General features: G+C 51.7%; 20 protein-coding genes. 4 read left to right on the top strand and 16 right to left on the bottom strand.

All coding sequences use genetic code 11. From position 1 onward, the window contains the following. The first annotated feature begins 128 nt into the window (after positions 1-128). A complete protein-coding gene (locus tag SK33_RS22155; RefSeq protein WP_048220009.1) occupies positions 129-488 on the top strand; it encodes a type II toxin-antitoxin system RelE/ParE family toxin in 360 nt (119 codons plus the stop codon). Next, positions 478-795 carry a helix-turn-helix domain-containing protein gene (locus tag SK33_RS22150; RefSeq protein WP_003031625.1) on the top strand — a complete coding sequence of 106 codons (318 nt, stop codon included), beginning with the start codon at positions 478-480 and terminating at the stop codon, positions 793-795. The genes SK33_RS22155 and SK33_RS22150 overlap by 11 nt, the downstream gene beginning before the upstream one ends. 9 nt (positions 796-804) lie before the next feature. On the opposite strand, the gene SK33_RS22145 is transcribed toward SK33_RS22150, so the two are convergent. Then, positions 805-1,083 carry an addiction module antidote protein gene (locus SK33_RS22145; protein WP_008324306.1) on the bottom strand — a complete coding sequence of 93 codons (279 nt, stop codon included), beginning with the start codon at positions 1,081-1,083 and terminating at the stop codon, positions 805-807. 57 nt (positions 1,084-1,140) lie between these two features. Here SK33_RS22145 and SK33_RS26500 point away from each other — a divergent pair, with 57 nt between their 5' ends. Then, the gene (locus SK33_RS26500) at positions 1,141-1,323 is read left to right on the top strand and encodes a hypothetical protein (protein ID WP_234400788.1); all 183 of its coding nucleotides are present in this window, start codon (positions 1,141-1,143) and stop codon (positions 1,321-1,323) included. Positions 1,324-1,374: 51 nt separating this feature from the next. Here the strand turns inward: SK33_RS26500 and SK33_RS22135 are convergent, their stop codons facing one another. The 8 genes from SK33_RS22135 to SK33_RS22100 all read right to left on the bottom strand — a co-directional run bounded on the left by SK33_RS22135 (position 1,375) and on the right by SK33_RS22100 (position 7,914). Further along, positions 1,375-2,187, bottom strand: a complete 813-nt coding sequence (locus tag SK33_RS22135; protein ID WP_032948295.1) for a shikimate 5-dehydrogenase — start codon at positions 2,185-2,187, stop codon at positions 1,375-1,377. Between the two features lies 1 nt (position 2,188). Next, the gene (gene sorE / locus SK33_RS22130; RefSeq protein WP_003031639.1) at positions 2,189-3,412 is read right to left on the bottom strand and encodes an L-sorbose 1-phosphate reductase; all 1,224 of its coding nucleotides are present in this window, start codon (positions 3,410-3,412) and stop codon (positions 2,189-2,191) included. Positions 3,413-3,479: 67 nt separating this feature from the next. After that, entirely contained in the window at positions 3,480-4,304 is an 825-nt protein-coding gene (locus tag SK33_RS22125) for a PTS system mannose/fructose/sorbose family transporter subunit IID (protein ID WP_003031641.1), read from the bottom strand. Positions 4,305-4,315: 11 nt separating this feature from the next. Continuing rightward, entirely contained in the window at positions 4,316-5,113 is a 798-nt protein-coding gene (locus SK33_RS22120) for a PTS mannose/fructose/sorbose transporter subunit IIC (RefSeq protein ID WP_003841402.1), read from the bottom strand. A gap of 65 nt (positions 5,114-5,178) precedes the next feature. Further along, positions 5,179-5,673 (bottom strand): PTS system mannose/fructose/N-acetylgalactosamine-transporter subunit IIB, encoded by a 495-nt coding sequence (locus SK33_RS22115; protein ID WP_003031646.1) that lies wholly within the window; start codon positions 5,671-5,673, stop codon positions 5,179-5,181. After that, positions 5,673-6,080: a mannose/fructose/sorbose PTS transporter subunit IIA gene (locus tag SK33_RS22110; RefSeq protein ID WP_003031647.1), complete on the bottom strand. Its 408-nt coding sequence runs from the start codon at positions 6,078-6,080 to the stop codon at positions 5,673-5,675. Before SK33_RS22110 ends, SK33_RS22115 begins: the two co-directional genes overlap by 1 nt. A gap of 9 nt (positions 6,081-6,089) precedes the next feature. After that, on the bottom strand, positions 6,090-6,896 hold the full coding sequence (locus SK33_RS22105; protein WP_003031649.1) for an SDR family oxidoreductase: 807 nt from the start codon (positions 6,894-6,896) through the stop codon (positions 6,090-6,092). Between the two features lie 70 nt (positions 6,897-6,966). Next, positions 6,967-7,914: a sugar-binding transcriptional regulator gene (locus SK33_RS22100; RefSeq protein WP_048220054.1), complete on the bottom strand. Its 948-nt coding sequence runs from the start codon at positions 7,912-7,914 to the stop codon at positions 6,967-6,969. Between the two features lie 349 nt (positions 7,915-8,263). Between SK33_RS22100 and rluF the strand changes: the two genes are divergently transcribed. Further along, a complete protein-coding gene (gene rluF / locus SK33_RS22095) occupies positions 8,264-9,145 on the top strand; it encodes a 23S rRNA pseudouridine(2604) synthase RluF (RefSeq protein WP_032948298.1) in 882 nt (293 codons plus the stop codon). Here rluF and SK33_RS22090 read toward each other — a convergent pair. The 7 genes from SK33_RS22090 to rtcR form a co-directional block, all read right to left on the bottom strand. Then, a complete protein-coding gene (locus tag SK33_RS22090; protein WP_032948299.1) occupies positions 9,142-9,414 on the bottom strand; it encodes a DUF3811 domain-containing protein in 273 nt (90 codons plus the stop codon). The genes rluF and SK33_RS22090 overlap by 4 nt on opposite strands. A 62-nt stretch (positions 9,415-9,476) precedes the next feature. Then, complete coding sequence (locus SK33_RS22085) at positions 9,477-10,235, bottom strand: DeoR/GlpR family DNA-binding transcription regulator (RefSeq protein WP_005132777.1); 759 nt, start codon at positions 10,233-10,235, stop codon at positions 9,477-9,479. Then, on the bottom strand, positions 10,222-11,079 hold the full coding sequence (locus tag SK33_RS22080; RefSeq protein WP_044702271.1) for a Cof-type HAD-IIB family hydrolase: 858 nt from the start codon (positions 11,077-11,079) through the stop codon (positions 10,222-10,224). The genes SK33_RS22085 and SK33_RS22080 overlap by 14 nt, the downstream gene beginning before the upstream one ends. A 17-nt stretch (positions 11,080-11,096) precedes the next feature. Beyond that, complete coding sequence (locus SK33_RS22075; protein WP_044702272.1) at positions 11,097-11,936, bottom strand: histidine biosynthesis protein; 840 nt, start codon at positions 11,934-11,936, stop codon at positions 11,097-11,099. A 27-nt stretch (positions 11,937-11,963) separates the two neighbouring features. Continuing rightward, positions 11,964-13,550, bottom strand: a complete 1,587-nt coding sequence (locus tag SK33_RS22070; RefSeq protein WP_044702274.1) for a PTS sugar transporter — start codon at positions 13,548-13,550, stop codon at positions 11,964-11,966. A gap of 244 nt (positions 13,551-13,794) precedes the next feature. Next, complete coding sequence (gene panS, locus SK33_RS22065) at positions 13,795-14,733, bottom strand: ketopantoate/pantoate/pantothenate transporter PanS (RefSeq protein WP_044702276.1); 939 nt, start codon at positions 14,731-14,733, stop codon at positions 13,795-13,797. A gap of 111 nt (positions 14,734-14,844) precedes the next feature. Beyond that, entirely contained in the window at positions 14,845-16,425 is a 1,581-nt protein-coding gene (gene rtcR, locus SK33_RS22060) for an RNA repair transcriptional activator RtcR (protein WP_048220013.1), read from the bottom strand. Positions 16,426-16,687: the final 262 nt, after the last annotated feature.

Below are 16,687 nucleotides of genomic sequence, written 5' to 3'. Positions count from 1 at the left end.
TGGAAGTGAGGTTCTGGAAAGCGCCTCGCAGACTGGCGTTTTATTTCGGCTGAAAGGGAGATTGTTGATTTATTCTTCTGGTGGGCAATGGCATTTTATACCTAAATGGATATAATTAAGGGGGGAGGATGACGAAACCACTTTACTGGGTTGGGCATGCCTGGAAAGATCTACAGGGAATGCCAGAACATGTTCGGGATACGTTTGGGTTTGCTCTTTGGCTTGCGCAGCAGGGTAAACAGCATTCACAGACTAAACCATTAAAAGGATTTGGTGGCGCGGGGGTTCTGGAAGTCGTTGAGGATTATCACGGCAACACCTGGCGGGCGGTTTACACCATCCAGTTGAAAAATGCGGTTTATGTTCTCCATGTTTTTCAGAAGAAGTCCGTTGCCGGGAAGGCAACGCCCAAACCTGAAATTGACCTGATTTATCAGCGGCTCAAGGCTGCACAGCGCCATGCGCAGGAGAGTGGATATGTCACATGAAGTTGAAGCCAGTAGCGGAAATGTTTACGCCGATTTAGGCGTGTATGACGCAGAACAGATGCAGTTGAAAGCGCAACTGGCAATGGTGATTGGTGAGATTTTGCAACGCAAAGGGTTAACGCAGCAGCAGTCCGCGCAGCTACTGGGAATGACGCAGCCTAAACTTTCCAACCTGCTACGTGGTCAGTTTCGTGGTATCAGTGAAGTAAAGATGCTCGAATGCCTGGTGAGACTGGGTCGTGATGTAGAGATTGTTGTTGGGAAAGAGGGCAATATGTCAGGAAAGCTGAAAGTGAAATTTGGCTGATATCCAATTTCAAACCTTAACTGTCAATCCAATACCGAGCGCCTTCATCACTGCCAGCGTGGTTTTCAGCGTCGGGTTTCCTTTCTCACTAAACGAGCGGTAGAGTTGTTCGCGGGATAATCCCGTTTCTGCCGCGATGTTCGCCATTCCTTTAGCGCGTGCCACCACGCCCAACGCTTTTGCAATGTACGTTGCATCGCCTGTTTTGCGTCTTCTTCTCTCATACCGCAAGCCGATCTGTTTTATTCTCCACTCGCCGAGGCGTTTCGCCATCTTGATTGTCGCCATCTCACCACCGAAGAAAATCTGGCGCTATCGTTTGGCTGTGAAGAGGTGCTGGCAGGGTTGTACCAGACGCTGAATTTTATGGGCGAAAGCCTGCTGACTATGTCAGGTGAAAGTCAGGGACATTTTTCCCATGAGAGCGTATGCCAGTTAGGACACAGTCTGGTAAACATCAGCCAGTTGATTCCCGCGCTGGCGCGGTTGGAAGCGAAAGCCGATCAAACGCTGCTTGCTGTTGCGTAGAACTTAAAAATGTAAAAGAGCGCCCATCCCCGGCGCTCTGTTCCTGCTCCTTTACCCCGCCCGCGCAAATTCTGCTGCTTCGGCAATCAGCGCGTCATCCGGGCGCACGTCGGTGTACATAGCGAATTGCTCTACGGCCTGTAAGGCAATCACCTCTGCGCCGCTGATGGTCTTTTTACCCAACTGCTGTGCCAGCTTAATCACCGGCGTTTCCGGCGGCAGAGCGACCACGTCAAACACTATGCTGGCGGTCGCAACCATCGCTTCGCTGTAGGCCAGTTCATCACACTCTTTCCCGCCCGCCATGCCGACGGGCGTCACGTTGACCAGAATATCGCAGGCAATTCCATCCGGCTGCGGCTGCCACTGGAAACCGTACTGTTTTGCCAGCGTAGTGCCGCTCTCTCGATTACGTGCGGCAATGATTACATCCGTAAACCCCGCATCGCGAAAGGCGGCAATCACAGCTTTGCCCATGCCGCCGCTGCCGCGAATCATGACGCGTGCGCTGCTATTGAGCTGGTGGCTGGCAATCAGACTTTTTACCGCAATATAGTCGGTGTTAAATCCTGTCAGCGTACCGTTGTCATTGACGATGGTATTGACGGAATCAATGACGCTTGCGGAAGGATCGATGGCATCCAGAAACGGCATGCAGCTCTCTTTAAACGGCATTGAGACCGCGCAACCGCGGATACCCAGCGCGCGAACGCCTTTCACTGCGGCCTCAATATCCTGCGTGGTAAAGGCTTTGTAGATAAAATTTAACCCTAATTTTTCATACAGATAGTTGTGAAAGCGAGTGCCAAAGTTGCCGGGGCGACCGGCAAGCGACATGCACAACTGGGTGTCGCGGTTAATCATGTTAAATTTCCTCGGCGTGAGACAATATGTACTGTTCGGCTTCCTGCGACCAGACCCCCTGATGACGCTCCAGGATATCGCGCAAGGCTGGATCATCAATCTGAGTGAGCGCGGTTAATGGTAAGGCTTTGCCGGTGTAAACCAGTTTTTTCCCGCCGCCGATTTTTGGCAGTTCCAGCGTTGTTTCACCTGCCGCATTTAACCCCAGAATGTGCGTCACCACTTTTGCCGCCTGAACTTTCTTCTCTTCGATCAGTTTTACCGCCGCGCGCATGTCGTCGGTATTGCCGCCAGACGTCCCAACATAATGGGTGAAGGCGTAGTGTACGTCGTAGAAGTTAATCGGCGCGCTAAACTGCTTATCCTGCGGACCAGCAAAGAAGTTCATGCAACCATCGGCAGCCAGCAGGGAAGAGGCCAGCGTAACCAGCTGTTCGTTGGGCACAAACACAAAGATGTCATCAAACCCGTGCCCGCCGCTCAGCGCCATCAAGGTGTCATAACTCGCATCCTGGGCGTGGAGATAATGGATCAACGTTTGTGGTTCTGATGGATAGTGCTTGCGGGCGTAGCTCAACTTGTCGTTATTGGTGTCGGTTACCACCAGCAGCGCCGGGTTAACCGGGCCATGCAGTGCATAGTCGATCGCCAGTAGTCCCATCGGACCGGTGCCGCCGAGTATCAGTGTATGTCCCTGCGGACGAATGCCCATCTTATGGTTATAAGAGCCTTCCTGCAGGTGATAGTTGGCGTTGAATGCGCCAATCACGCAGGATAGCGGCTCAACCAGCGAACCTTCAAAATAGGTTTCACCTTCGTAGGCCAACAGGCAGTCCTGCTCCATGACTTCATCAGGAATGATGACGTGCGTGGCTTCACCGCCCACCCACGGGAAGGAGTAGCCGGGACAGTCCGGGCGATCCGGCAGTTGCAGGTTAGCCTGAATGACATAGCGCTGGCCGGGCTGAAACTTATGCTGCCATTTTTTGCCTACGGCAATAATGTCGCCGCAAAACTCATGACCGATGATGATCGGGTTGGTGGCCACATCGTCCGGCACCTTTTTGTGGTTCTCGCCCTGGTTAGCCTCTTTCCAGGAAGAAAGGCACAGGCTGTCGGTTACGACTGAGGCCAGAATTTCGTCATCCCGCATTTCAGGAAGGTCGAAAGTTTCCAGGCGCAGATCGCGTTTACCATAAAGACGTAAAGCTGTTGTTGTTTGCATTGTTACCACCTCTTCCTCTTTCGAGGACTATTTGTTGAAGTTGCCCCGGCATTGCCGGAGCGAAAAATCAGGACAGGAAGCCCAGTGCGTTACCGATAATTCCCAGCGCAAACAGGGCGAATATTAGCCATACCGGATTAATTTTCTTGTTGAGCAGACGCACCATCAGCAGCGTCAGACCCAACGCCAGCAGGCCGGGGCAGAGTTGGTCGAGAATGTTCTGCACGGTCATGGTGACGGTGGTGCCGTCTGCGCCAGGCGTTTGCGATACCACCAGCGGCACGTTGATGCTGGTCCATTTGGTGACCAATACTCCCATCACAAACAGGCCGAGAATCGATGCGCCTTCGGTCAGTTTCTGTAGCAGGTTGCCGCCCATGTCGCTGACGATGTTGACCCCTTTACGAAAGCCAAGCTGTAAGCCGTACCACTTCATTGCCAGACGTACTGCATTGAAAATAAAGAAGAACAATAGTGGGCCGAGAATGTTGCCGGACAGCGCCAGCGATGCGCCGAGCGCGGCGGTAATCGGGCGCAGCGTTCCCCATACCAGCGGATCGCCGACGCCGGCCAGCGGACCCATCAGCCCAACTTTGATACCGTTGATGGCACCGTCGTCAATTTCCGCACCGTTGGCGCGAGCTTCTTCCATCGCGGCGGTCACGCCAATCACCGGGCCGCAAACGGCAGGTGTGGTATTGAAGAACACCAGGTGCCGTTTGAGTGCTGCAACCTGGTCTTCTTTCAGCGGATACAGGCGCTTGATGGCAGGGATCATGTCGTAGCAAAAGCCCAACCCATGAATGCGTTCAAAGTTGAATGACGCCTGTTGCAGGTTGGAGCGAACGAACATGCTAAACAGGTCGGATTTGGTCAGTTTTTTCTGTTCCATGGCTGGCTCCATTAGTCATCAAGCTGATCGATAGCTTGAGAAGAGGCGGGTTGCGCCTGCGGTTCGGCTTTACGCCACTGTGGGTTCAACTGGATGTAGACCAGCGCGATAATCACGCCAACCCCACCGAAAGCCAGCAGGCTCAAATCGAGATAACCCCCAGCGATAAACCCGAGGAAGAAGAAGGGCATCAGGTACTTCACCCCCATCATGCGCAGCACCATGGCGTAGCCGACCACCACGATAAAGCCACCGGCAATCTGCAATCCGCGGGTGACGAATTCCGGAATGGCATTGAGCATATTGCTGACCATATCGGCGCTGACAAACAGCGAGACGATTAATGCAGGAATGGCAACGCGCAGCGCCTGTACACCGAGAGCGGAAACGTGCAGCATGTCGATGGTACGAAAGCGGGCGTCTTCGGCGGCTTTATCCGCCGCGTGCTGGAACACCACGGTGATGGTACGGGCGAATACCGTCAGTACCTGACCTGCCGCCGCCACCGGCAGGGCGATGGCGATACCGGTAGCAATGCTTTGCTGACCGACGATAACCAGAATGGCAGAGATAATACTGGCGAGCGCCGAATCGGGAGACTGCGCTGCGCCGACGTTCATCCAACCCAGAGCGATTAACTCCAGCGTGCCGCCGAGCATAATCCCGGTTTTTAAATCACCGAGGATCAGGCCGATAACGGTACAAGCAATTAGCGGACGGTGGGTCTGGAACTCATCCAGCACGCTACCCATTCCGGCAATACAGGAAAATAGAAATATGGCGATAATTTGTAGGGTACTTATTTCCATAATATGTCACCTTGTGAATGTGATCATCCCTGCCTGTTAAAGCATAAGTACACAGGCATTTTTATTTATTCAGCGAACGATTGTTCTTCTATTTTTTCGAGAATATTAATAGATGGATCGGATGCGACGACGCGTAAATCCAGCGTGACACCCAGTTTATCTAACTCACGAAACGCATGAATATCGTCGTTATCTAAAGAAACGGCTTTGGTTAATTGTTTTTTACCTGGTCGCCAGGCCATGCCGCCAATATTTAATGTGGTGATTTTTACCCCTTGTTTTACCATTGCTAATGCATCCTGTGGGCGGGTAAATAGATAAAAAACGGTTTCGTTCTGGTATTGCGGATTATGGTAAACTGCGACCGCCTTTTCGATATTAACAACGTTCACTTTCATTCCCGGCGGGGCGGCCTGACGTAATAATGTACGACGTACTTCATCGTTATAAACGTCGTCATTACAGATAATAATCCGTTGGGCATTTGCCACCTTCGACCAGACGGTGGTGACCTGACCGTGGATCAGGCGGTCATCAATACGAGCAAGGGTAATGTTCATCAGAAATCCTCTTCGGCCGTTTCCAGATGTTTCCAGACGACACAGGTTTGTTGAGCAATGGTCGTCAGGTGTTCGCACAGTTCATCCACATTCATGCTGCTTTGGTTGTCTACCAGCTCCAGCGCCAACGGCAGTGATAACCCGCTAATGACCCGTATCGCCGGATTGTGCATTGCCAGCGTCGCGGCAGCATTCCAGGGACTGCCACACTGCAAATCGACGGCAATCAGCCATTCATCGCCAGTGTGAATACTTACTAACTTTTTCAGCTTTTCCACGATGTCGCTGGCGTTCTCTCCGGGGACAAATGCCACGGCTTCAACGTTGGCATCACCGTAGACCATCTGTACCGATTCCAGCATGGCGCAGGCCAGTTTGCCGTGAGCACAGAAGATTGCATTGACCATAAAACCTCCTTAGCCGCGCGTTTTTCCGCCAGCAATGTTAGTGGTTACTCCGGTTATGTAACTGGCGCGCTCAGACAAAAGATAACAAACAAAATCAGCGACTTCGCTTAAGCGCCCTGAGCGACCAATTGGGATCGCGTTCTTGGTGTAGCCCTCGCGCAGCTGTTCGACGGTGATGTTGCGAGTCCAGGCCAGCGCTTCTTCATATTCGGGGGTACGCAGTCCGGTTTTTTCCAGAATGCCAGGTGCAATGCCCACCACACGAATGCCGTGTTTGCCCAACTCTTTCGACCAGGAACGGGTAAAGCTATTCAATGCGGCTTTGGTGGCGGCATAGCAACTTTGGCCCTCTGAACCTTCCAGCCCGCTTTCTGAAGAGACATTCACAATCACGCCGTTACGCTGTTTTACCATTTGGCGTGCCGCTGCTTGCGACATTAAGAACACACCTTTCTGGTTGATATTCACCATTTTTTCAAAAGCGGCTTCGTTGAGTTCATATTGCCCGGCGGGGGCTTTTTCATCGACCAGCAGCCGCGGAAAATTAACGCCTGCGTTATTCACCAAACCATCGATACGCCCATAGCGGTGGATAATTTCGGTAACGGTATGATTAACTTCTTTGGCGCTGGAAATATCTGTCGGCCAGAAATGATATCCATTATGGCCTTCATATTTACCGTCACCACCGTGAATATCCGCCATTTGCACATTAGCGCCCTGCGCTAATAACTCTTCAACAATCGCCAGCCCAATACCGGATGCACCACCGGTAACAATAATGACTTTGCCCTGCAAGTTTAACCACGTTTGCATAATTAACTCCCGATTTCAGATAAGGGGATCCCACATAAAATTAATTATGGCAGGACCAATTAGAATTTATTTACTTCAACAATAATTCAGCGGTATGGCTGTTGGTGACTAAACAGTTAATATAATTCCCACGTAATGCGCCTAATATCCCACTGTATTTTTCTTCACCCATTGCAATGCCAATGGAGTAACGCGTCTGTTTTAATTTATTGGTTTCGATGGAGAGCGTCTTTTCACTCATATTGGTTTCTACGGTTGCACCGTTGATATCGTAAAAGCGCGAGCAAATGTCTCCGGCGACCTGGCGAGCATGCAGGTCATCACTCTCTTCACTGCCGTAAAAAGCGTGCCAGTTGGCGCCATCACGTATTGCCGGAGATCCAATCCCGACCAGCGCGATGTCCAGATTATCCCAATAAGCGGAAATCGATTTAAAATGTCGTGACTGCATGATCCCGTTACGGATCAGCGGGTTTTCCAGCAGTGCCGGGAAATCTGCCAGGTGTGATTCCCCTTTGAGCTTTGCCGCAGCGCCGTAGGTCAACGTATTGACGTGGTAGCGGCTTTCAAGCTTGCCGGACGGTCCGCCGATAATCGGCACACAGATCAGCTGGCGCGACTGGCTGGCAGGGGATAACCCTTCCACCAGTCCCCGCACCGCGCGTCCCCATGAGAACCCGATAATGTCCCCAGGTTCCAGCAAGCGTTCCAGCAACTGTGCGCCGTGCACACCCATCATTGTGAGCTGTTCATCTTCCTGTTCGCTGTCGCAGGAGACCACCACCGCTTCTTTCAGGCCAAATTTCTGTTTTAGCTGCTGTTCCAGCCACAGATTTTCGTTGTAGTCGTAATTAATGGCGATGGTGACGATACCCTGCTCGCGTCCACGTTTTAGCAAACGGCTGATCGTCGTGCGGTAAATACCCAGCTCGCGGGCGATTTGCGCTTGTGTCATATCCTGCTCGTAATACAGCTGCGCTATCTTTACGATTAGGCGGATATCATCGCTGTTTTCCATCGCCATTTTTGGACTCCTGCACATTTGTGCAAATCACGAAATTGTCTTCTTGATCTGATATAACCCCAACTGTTCTCCATCTCAAAGCTATTTTCACTTATTTCAGTGCCCTGTAATGACCGATTGTGTTGCACATTTGATGTGGTGATGGCGTGCTGTCGGCACAGATGTGCTTGTCTCTCTAATGTATTGATTCCGCTTGTTTTCACCCAACAAAATTGCAGGGATGAATCGCTGACACTTTTGTGTCAAAAGGTGTGACGGATCACAAATAGCGCGTGGGCAGTCGAGCACGATTATTTTTTATCGTCCGCAAGGTAGGGTATATTTCGCTGTCAAAGGAGAAATTATGCTGCCCGACTCATCCATCCGATTAAATAAATACATCAGTGAAAGCGGAATCTGCTCGCGTCGCGAGGCGGATCGCTTTATCGAACAAGGGAATGTCTTCCTGAATGGTAAACGCGCCACCATCGGCGATCAGGTGATGCCTGGCGACGTCGTAAAAGTGAATGGTCGGTTGATTGAGCCGCGTGAAGCGGAAGATCTGGTTTTTATCGCGCTGAACAAGCCGGTAGGAATTGTCAGCACCACCGAAGACAGCGAACGCGACAACATTGTTGATTTCGTGAATCACAGTAAGCGCGTGTTCCCTATTGGCCGTCTGGATAAAGATTCCCAGGGGCTAATCTTTCTGACCAACCACGGCGACCTGGTGAATAAAATCCTGCGTGCCGGTAACGATCACGAAAAAGAGTATCTGGTGACGGTAGATAAGCCGGTCACTGATGATTTTATCCGTGGGATGGGGGCTGGTGTGCCAATCCTCGGCACCGTCACCAAGAAATGTAAGGTGAAGAAAGAAGCGCCGTTTGTGTTTCGCATCACGCTGATTCAGGGGCTGAACCGTCAGATCCGTCGTATGTGCGAACACTTTGGCTATGAAGTTACCAAGCTTGAGCGCACACGCATCATGAACGTGAGTTTGTCCGGCTTGCCACTGGGTGAATGGCGTGACCTGACGGATGACGAACTGATCGATCTGTTCAAGCTGATTGAGAATTCATCCTCAGAAGCTAAACCGAAGGCGAAAGCGAAGCCAAAAGCCGCCACAGCAGGCATCAAGCGTCCGGTAGTGAAAATCGAAAAATCGGCGGAGAAAGAGAAATCGCGCCCGGCGGCAAACGGCAAGCGTTTTACCTCGCCGGGGCGTAAGAAGAAAGGACGTTAACGTCTGCCGCGCGTTGGCGTATTCGCCGACCAGGAGAATGACGCGTCTGAATCCGGTTTATAAGCCTGCTTTTTCTTCAATTGGCGGGCTTTTTTAGCTTCTGCTTCGCGCAAGGCCATCAGTTTATCGATGTACTCTTTCTTGATGCTGTTTGTTTCAGCGTTGGTCAGCAGGCGACCATGTGCAATGCGCGCGCGGTCAAGCAGCGTTTTCAGTTCACGCTGTTCGCGCTCGGTCATCTCTTTTTGGGTAATGCGGGGGAGTGCCATACGGGTGCCCTCTGTTAGCCGATATCCTCAGTGTACGGTAATCCTGGCCAGGCTGATAGCGCTCAATAGGCAATACGCAATTTTCCGCCAAAGTCCTGCTGGGTATAACCCGTTGTTTTGAATCCTTTATCCGTGATGATGCTATCGATTTCTTTTAACGTGGCGATACACATCACCCCATCCTGACCAAATTTGGTATGGTCGGCGAGAATTACCGCTTTTTTGCTCATGGCAATCATGGACTTCGCCACGTACGCCTCATCAAAACTTTTTACCAGCACTCCATGCTGAGGCGAAATTCCACCTGCGCCAATAAAGCAGATATCGGCGTGAATGGCGTTAATTTGCTGACAAACCGAGACACCGAGATTGGCGCGAAAATGGTAGTCATATTCACCGCCTAAGACGTAAACGCGGGCCTGAAGATTATGCTCTTTAATTTTATCCGCAATTAACGCTGAGTTGGTAATAACAGAATAAGCGAGTGGGGGTAATAGTTCAGCAAGAATTAAGTTAGTCGTACAGGAGTCAATAAACAGCGTATCGCGTTCGCTAACCATCGTGGCGGCAATTTTACCAATTGCCATTTTTTCATCACGGTGTATATCAATCCGCGCGCCGAACTCATCTTCCTGAACGACCTGTTTTTTGACAGCCCCGCCATGGATTTTGGTAATTTGTCCTTCGGACTCCAGTATCGAGAGGTCACGGCGAATGGTCTCTGATGTAACTTTTAGCGTTTCCGATAATTTGATGACTGTGACTTCACCGAACTTATTTAATTCATCAAGAATATGTTTTCTTCTTTTAATCGGGTTCATTATTTTCCGCCAATGTCGTGCTTTGGCGCATGGTAACTGGATGCGCAAAGCAACGCAACCACTCCAGTGCACAGACAATACCTTCATCATCATTAGAGGCCGTTACATAGCTGGCGTGTTGTTTTACTGCATCAGGCGCATTGCCCATGGCGATACCGATGTTCGCAGCGGTAAACATACTGATATCGTTCTGCTGATCGCCAATCGCCGTAACCTGTTCGGTCGCTATATTTAGCTGTTGCCTTAACATGTTTATAGCATAGCCTTTGTTTATTTCAGTACGTTGGATGTCAATATAATTCCCTCCGGTGATTGTCGCCATATAACCATAGGGTAATTCATTATTCATTGCCGTACATAATGCATTTACTTTTGATTGTTCTGCCACTAATGTGATCTTATAAATGTCATGCTGATTAAAAATATATTCAGGCGCTGCCGAAATAAAGGGTAGCTCAAATAAGTTGGCCTCATAAGTCGTCCATGGTGCCACGAGTCGGTCATCACGATGATAAATAGCATCGGCGCTAAAAAAATGATGGGGGTAGCAGGAAAGAGATTGGTCAATCTCCCGGAGAGCCATGCAAGAGAGTGTCGCAGTATGAATCATATGCTGCGACGTCATCTCCAGAATTTGCCCGCCATTAAAACCGGCGCACCAGGCAAACAATTTATCTACCTGTTGCTGTTGTAACAGGCGCACCATAGAGGAGACCGGCCTGGCGGAACAGGCTGCCAGCAGACCGCCACGCTGGCGGAACTCAACCAGCGCCTGACGCGTGCGCGGGCTGATTGTTTTCTGTGATGTCAGTAACGTTCCATCCAGATCGGTCACCAGCAACATTTCTCTTTCCTCTGCGTTTACTGAGCAATAAACGGCGTGACGGCCTCTTTGGCGGCGTTGCAGACCATATTGTCGATTGCCGTACCGACGACCAGAATATTGACCCCGGTATCTTTAAACGCTTTGGCGTTGGCGAGGTTAATACCGCCTTCTGCCAGCGTCGGTACATCAACCGCGCCAACCAGCGCTCGCAGCCTTTCTTTAATGGCCTGTGGAATGTCGCCTGCGGCTACGCCTTCATAGCTCATACCGGTCATCAAGCCGATCATATCGACGCCAATTTCCTGCATCCGCTTCGCCACGCTGGAAACCTCTTCCGGCGTGCGCGCAGGAATACCGAAAGTATGCAGATCGTCCGGGTGACCAATATAGGCGTCAACGGTCAGACCATATTGATGGGCGAGATTAACGATATCCTGCAGATCGTCCCAGTCGGATTTATGCGTGTGCAAACCATCGGCTCCGGCACGGGCAATCTCCAGAATCTCAGTGTCACTGAGCGGCACGGGCAAGGTTTCGGTAAAACCTCCCGCAATACCCACGGTAATGAAAATATCGTCAGGAACCACGTTACGCACGCCGTGTACCGCTTCAGCCATTTGCCCGTTGGTGATTTCATGGCGGATCTGCTCCGCTGCATGCATATTGCTCACGCCTTTGTGTCCACGCGCCAGCGCCAGTGCTGGGTGGTTTGGTTCCAGCAGCTTAACGCCTGCCTCACACACCGCTTTCGCCAGACGCGCATCGTCGCCAGTGATCCCGGTACTGAGGATGGTTTGTCCGCCGTGGAGCGCAATGGCGTCTTTCACTTTCTGTAACGCTTTGGCGCGTTTTTTATTCATATCGCCTTTAAACATGGTGTACCTCTGGTGTTGGTGCATTAATTAACGGGCTGACGCTGCAGGTTCGCTCTGTACGACAGCCTTAAAACGGTTAGCAATAATGGTGGTAATACAGGTCATCGCCATTGTTGTGATCATCACGATGGCCATCTGAAGCGCATTGCTGGACAAGAACGGCGAGGCAAAAGCGGGAACATAGGCCACGCCTTTAACGTTAAAGAAGCCCAGCATCATGCCGCCCATTCCGGCCCAGAAAATGGCGGAGCCAAAGACAATTTTGTTGGCGAACATGAAGGGGTAGGCAGATTCCACGAAGGTTCCGAAACCCAGGTTTATAAGCAGCCCCGGTGTGGCGACGGCGGCTTCACTTTTTTCACGAGGGGCGATAACGTTGGCAAGGTTAATCCCTGCGGCAACCATCACCAGACCCACCATATCGACTGCGCCGAGGAAGCTTACGCCGGATTTTTCCATCTCCAGCAGAACCAGCGGCAGGATGACCGCATGATAGACACCGCCCAGGATGGCTGGCCAGATAACCAGCCCTGCCAGCAGTCCGGCAAGAACAGGACTGAAAGCCAGGGTGCTTTCGATAGCCAGTTTGATGTAATTACCTGCTGACAACGCCAGCGGACTCAATAGATAGTGCATGATCAACCCGGCGGCAAGACCTGAAATCCCACCGGCAACGATGTTGACGGTGGTCATCGGAAAGCGCCAGTTCAGGCATAATTCAAACAGCCAACGAACGAAAATCCCGGCCATCAAACCACCGATGATCCCGCCAATCAGGCCCCCCTCGACGGACAGCACCCCGGCGACGACCCCGGCAACGATTGAGACTTCATCCAGCTCAGAAATCTGTTTTGCCGCCAGCACGGCAACCAATACCGGCAGGCCTTTCAGCAGGATTTCAAAAATATCGTTAAGTTTTTCCAGACCCGGGATGTGGCTCAGGGCGAGAACAATCGCCATCGCGATAAAGCCAGGCAGCGCAGGGATCATAATGCTGCGAATGTTAAAGCGTTTGAGCAGGCTCTTTCCGGAGCCACCCTGGGAGGGTGAAGCGTTACCCAACTGCGGCTTGTACTTAATGCCCCAGTGTTTACACAGAGACGCCACGAAAGAGACTGCGCGGGTTCGGCTGGTGGTGCCGGTCGTACCAGAGGTAGCGACAATATTTGCCCCTTTTGCAGCCACCAGCGCCATTGACGTTCCGCCGGTGCCAACGATCGGCGTTTTCATTTCAACGGCAGCGGTGAAGACTTCGTGGTTCGCTTTTCCCGGATCGGCGCTCATCACAACGATTCCGTCGATCGCGCCGCTACGGATCATCTCAGCAATCTGGCGATCGCTTTCGACCACCGATGCGTTCACCTCTGAAAGTTTGCCCTGAAATATCCTTTGTGGTTTTTGTTGGTTTTCTGTGGTTAATGCATACACGGATGCCGGTGTGTGGGGTTTGGCTACATCCATCGAAGCTTCCGCCGCGATAAACTGCACGGCGGCAACTTCCACACCTGCGGCTTCGCACTGCTGATAGATTTCCTGGAGTAACTTCTCTGGCTCTGCGCCACCCAGGTTGTAGAGGTTGCCTCCACTGCTTCCAATAATCGCAATTTTTTTCATAGCGGCCTCGAAGATAGGGTAAGGGTTTATCTGTGTTGTAGTGACAGCATATTCCCAATTAAAACAAACAAAATCAACATCTATGAAGTGGGTTTATTTGAGTTTTAAACTGTATTTTTTATATATACAATTGAAATATAACAATTAAATAATTATTTTGTTTTATGTTGATGTTTGTTGTTTTGTGATGAGGTTCAAATGCAGATAGGGAGAAATGGAGGATGCCTCCTCCATTTTATAGAGATCAGTGTTGTTTTACTGCGTGCGGTTTCTCTTCAATCGCCTTCCCGGACCAGTAACCCGCCAGTAGCGAACCAGAAAGGTTGTGCCAGACGGAAAATAGCGCGCCGGGCAAAGCGGCGAGCGGACCGAAGTAGATTTTGCCCAGCGCAGCGGCGAGGCCGGAGTTTTGCATGCCGACTTCAATCGCCAGTGTGCGGCAGGTGGATTCATCAAAGCCGAACAGTTTCCCGCCCCAGTAGCCGCCAAGCAGGCCAATGGTGTTATGCAGAATAACGGCGATAATTACCACAAAGCCGACTGACGCTATGTGCGACGCAGAACCTGCCACAACAGCGCTGATAATCGCCAGGATGCACACCATAGAAAACGCGGGCAGATACGGTTCTACGGCTTTCACGACGCGTGGGAACAGATGGTGAATGACCAGACCCAAAGCAATCGGAATAACCACGATCTGCAGAATACTCAGCAGCATACCCATCACATCCACCTGGATATGCGCGTCGACGTAAAGACGGGTGAGCAGCGGCGTGGCGACAACACCGACCAGCGTTGAAACCGATGAAATCGTCACGGAGAGCGCCACATCGCCTTTCGCCAGGTAGATCATTACGTTAGATGCCGTTCCGCTGGCCACGCTACCGACCAGCACCATACCTGCGGACAATTCCGGCGGCATATTAAAAGCCAGCGCCAAAATCCATGCGGCGAGCGGCATCACCAGATAGTGCAGGAAAATACCCGCCGCGACCGGGGCCGGGCGTGAGAGTACGCGTTTAAAGTCATCCACCTTCAGGTGCACGCCCATACCGAACATAATCAGCATCAGTAACGACGGCACGAATGGCCCGACAGGCGTAAAGGTGGAGGGTGTGTAATACGCAATAACAGAGAGCAGCAGCGCCCATAACGGGAACAGCCGCGTGAGAGTAGCGAGCATGTTGTATTCCTTGCGATTGAAATGTGTTGTGTTGTTATAAAAAAGCCGGGATCGAGCCCGACCATAGTTATGGTTTATCGCGTGATGGAATATTATTCAAACAAATTATGTTTATGTTCCGCAGTGAATGTTTTCCCAGCTCAGCCCGAAGCGGGCGAGATATTTTCGCAGGCGGTCTGCATCGTTAGGATTGGCTTTTTTCTGCCGCGAGACGGCAAAAAGCTCGCGTCCGGCTTCCGACAGCGACGCGCAGCGGCGGCACACTTCCAGTACCGTTTCTAACTGGCGGCGATCGAACAGGTCAATGTCCATATTCAGTTCAGGCTGCGGAGTTGCTATCTGCCAACTCTCCTTTAGCAGCGCAATCTCTTCTTCGACAAGGGATAAGGTGATGCGACCTTGTTCGGCAAGCGTCGCCATGCGCGCGATGGATGAACTTAGCTCGCGAAAGTTGCCGCGCCATTGCGCCTGTGGGGAGCAGGCAAATGCCAGATAGGAAGCGCGGGCTTCTTTATCGAAACGGATTTGCGTCTGTTTGCTGCTGGAGAAACGTTGCAGCTCATACTCGACGTTCGGCGCGATATCTTCCCGCCGCTGCGCCAGACCGGGCAGAGCGAAGCTCCACATATTGATACGCGCGTAGAGATCCTCGCGAAAACGGCCTTCAGATACCCATTGCCGCATGTCGCGATGGGTGCCGGCAATCAGCTGAAAATCGCTGCGTACCTCTTTGTCCGATCCAAACGGGAAAAAGGTTTTTTCTTCAATCGCTTTTAGCAGCATGGCCTGCTCATCCAGCCCTAATTCGGCGATTTCATCGAGAAACAGCACGCCGCCATCGGCCTCTCGCAGTAATCCGCTACGCGCCGTGAGCGCACCGGTAAAGGCTCCCTTCACGTGACCGAACAGCGTGGACATCGCATTGTCGCCGCGCAGGGTCGCGCAGTTAACCGCCACCAGTTTTCCCGCTACCAGATGCCGCGACTGGCGTAGCTGGAAAATGCGTTTCGCGAGGAAGGATTTGCCCGCGCCGGTAGGGCCGGTGAGCAGGATCGGGTCGGTCGAACGCAGAGCGACCCGCTCAATGCGATCGATCAGTTTATTGAAGGTGGCGTTGTGCGTATCAATCCCGGCTTTCAGAAAAGAGACTGACTGCTGCTGTTCGCGCTGAAAACGGCTGGTGAGCGTGGCGTAGCGGCTTAAATCGAGATCGATAACCGAGCAGACGCCAGCGGCGACGGCCTCATCTGATGAACCGCGTGGCGCCGGGCTGGTTTGCAGCAGGCTGGCGGGCAGGTAGCGGGCTTCCGTCAGCAAAAACCAGCAGATTTGTGCCACGTGAGTGCCGGTGGTGATGTGCACCAGATACTCTTCGTTTTCCGTATCAAATTCATAATGCGTGGCAAAGTCGAGAAACGCGGCGTAGACCTCTTCAAAGTCCCACGGATCGTTAATGGTGACGGCATGCGGGCGAACCTGGGTGTGCGGCGAAAGCAGCGCGACGTCTTCAATCAACCGTTGCGCCATGCTCTCATCGCGTGGCTGGTGGAGGAGTTCCAGCCTGTCGACAGGGAAATCGGGTTGTTGGCATAGCCCAACCGTGGGTCGCCACTTCTTAAACCGATTGGCCCGCTTGCCGCGCTTATCGAGCACCGTTCCCAGTACGCCAATCACTACCCGCCGTTTTTTCATGGTTTATCCAAAAAGATAAATAAGAGAAGAAAAGATAAAAAAATTAACCCGTCGAGACAACCGCCATTATTGGCATCAATAATTAAAATTATAAAAATCAATTAATTAACAATTAAATATGCCTTTTTTAATTCCTGGCACGCTTCTGGCAATAACACTTGCGTCAATCACGCTGAAAGCGCAGGGGGTTAAACCCCGCCGGCACGTCAGGAACGGCACAGGCTGTTTTCCGGGAGTGTTCCGTCAGCCGATGACACACAGT

It is taken from the genome of Citrobacter sp. MGH103 (assembly GCF_001034475.2).
Taxonomy (GTDB): Bacteria; Pseudomonadota; Gammaproteobacteria; order Enterobacterales; family Enterobacteriaceae; genus Citrobacter; species Citrobacter freundii.
This window is presented reverse-complemented; position numbering and strand designations above follow the sequence as displayed.